Here is a 2,256-nt window from a genome sequence, read left to right on the forward strand (position 1 = left end):
ACAACGGTCAGGGCAATACCTAGCTTGTCCAGCATAGACTGGTCGATGCCAAATAAGGAAGGGTTGGTGCTACCATCACCGTTCTTCAAATCGATTAACTTCTCTGCATTGACCCAAATCATGGCTGCGCCTAAAGCAACATCAGCTGCTGCTAAAAGATACAGTGATCCTCCACCTGTCGGGATTGCCGCAACAATCGCAATAACCCCAAAAATAATATTAAATTCGGCTATCAGCATTTGCGGACCTAAGATTAATTCCTCGTACATATAACGAGATAAGTATACCGTTTTTACCGGGTGGGGCTGCTCATCAACCATTAAAACAGGAACATACGCAAAAGAAGACCACAATACGGATAGCTATCTCGCATTGTGGCTTAGTTAGTTTTATTGTACGATCCTCTTATCAGAACTGTGGAACGAGCTTACACAAAACTGTTACAGACTCCTATCTTTAAAAAAATCATCTTCTTGATAAGGGTAGTTCAGTAATTCTAGATTCTCTTTAGTCAAATAATTAGCTTTATATTCATCTAGATGAGTATTGATCAGTACCCCCCTTTTAATTCTTTTTATTAATGGGTAAGAGGTATCGTCTTCAACAACCAAATCCTTATCGTTCAACCGCAGTAGTTTCCCAATAACTTCAAGCATCTTTAACCACCCAATATCAAAAGTTCGCGATATAAATTGAATACTAATAAACACATTTGTATCTACACCATACGCTTCGAAGTTCGCCTTCCGATAACGTTCTATATAGTCATCCTCATCCTCTAAATTAATACTCATTGAAAAATATGTGCAACCGATTCTTACGCGTTGAGTATCGGACCAATCCCATACTTCTGCTTCATAATCAATTAATTCTACAAATAATACTTCGCACATCATATTGTAGAGCAATTTCCTCAATTCTTCTTTAGGCAAATTAGAACCAATACATAACCAAAAATCCATTTTACTCATACCTCCAGTACGCTCTAGTTACTTGACGACCTTCAATGATTAATAGTTCATCTAAATGTTTTAAATCCTTCTGAGTTTGACTTAATAGAAACCCAATAAGTTCAGACCTTTTGTCAACAGGATAATCATTTAAATTTAATACTATTCTTCTAGCTTGATCCGTAGTTTTATCTCTAAGCATTCTAAGAATATTCGATAGATTAGTTGAATTAGGAGAATAACAATCAAATACTTGCCCTTCTATGATGAAATCAGGACTTTTTTTAGGATCAAGACCATAACCATTTCCATCATCAAATTCGTCAAGCATTGTCGTACGATATCCTTGTTCTGCAAGAACATCAGCAGCTTCATTTTGTCTTTTTAATCCTCGAGCATCTTTACCTGTATCTTTAGCATAATTTCCTTCTGGTTTGCCACCCTTAGGTAATGAAGGCTTTGTAATGATAGCATTGGGTCTAATTTTAGGTGTATAAGGAATATGTTTTTCACCATATAGTTTGTTCTCTGAATTAGTTTTCCAGTCTACATTTTTATCACCATATTTTGAACGGAAATACTCATCCCACTCTGGTCCTGTTCTAGGTATCTTTGAAGAATTACCCGTCCCCTCAGTTTCTCTCTCTTCTTTTTCCCTTTGTTTCGTTCTACTCTTACTCGCATCATCAAACTCATCAATCGGCCGATTTACAGCAGGTCCGCCTTCTGTAGGCTCTTTCGTTGTTGTCTTCGTTTTTGGCGGTGCAGGCGCTTCCTTCGGTTTAGGTTTGACATTTTCCAGCTTGAACTTCGTCCAAGTATCATCCAATGCCGATATATTCCGTCCATTCGCCAGCTTATTCGCTGCGGCGTACAAGCCATGCTTCAGCAAAATACCCAAATTCACAACGGTCAGGGCAATACCTAGCTTGTCCAGCATAGATTGGTCGATACCCAATAGGGAGGGATTTGTGCTACCATCACCGTTCTTCAAATCGATTAATTTCTCTGCATTGACCCAAATCATCGCTGCGCCTAAAGCAACATCAGCCGCTGCTAAAAGATACAGCGATCCTCCGCCTGTCGGGATTGCCGCAATAATCGCAATAACCCCAAAAATAATATTAAATTCGGCTATCAGCATTTGCGGACCAAGGATTAATTCCTCATACGTATATCGAGATAAGTATACCGTTTTTGCTGTCTGCTTGCTCAGGTAATCCGGCTTTTGCGGAATCATATTTTCCAACGCCCAGGCATCCAGCGCAGGTGCCATTTGTTCCAATAAGCTCTGAACCCCAGGCGC

The 2,256-nt window shown here is 39.5% G+C and carries 2 protein-coding genes and 1 pseudogene; all 3 read right to left on the reverse strand.

What is annotated here, in order from left to right:
- A partial coding sequence (locus ABEW34_RS29825; RefSeq protein WP_430164850.1) for a hypothetical protein occupies positions 1-320 on the reverse strand: 320 nt, incomplete at its 3' end.
- Between the two features lie 120 nt (positions 321-440).
- Positions 441-962, reverse strand: a complete 522-nt coding sequence (locus tag ABEW34_RS29830) for a hypothetical protein (RefSeq protein ID WP_430164853.1) — start codon at positions 960-962, stop codon at positions 441-443.
- 1 nt (position 963) lies between these two features.
- Positions 964-2,256 (reverse strand): annotated as a pseudogene (locus tag ABEW34_RS29835) (hypothetical protein); the annotation flags it as partial.

Source organism: Paenibacillus algorifonticola, assembly GCF_050481745.1.
Taxonomy (GTDB): Bacteria; Bacillota; Bacilli; order Paenibacillales; family Paenibacillaceae; genus Pristimantibacillus; species Pristimantibacillus algorifonticola_A.

Bases quoted from the DNA above. Each gene is read 5' to 3' on its own strand.
- ABEW34_RS29830 (WP_430164853.1), bottom strand. From the start codon at position 962: ATGGATTTTTGGTTATGTATTGGTTCTAATTTGCCTAAAGAAGAATTG.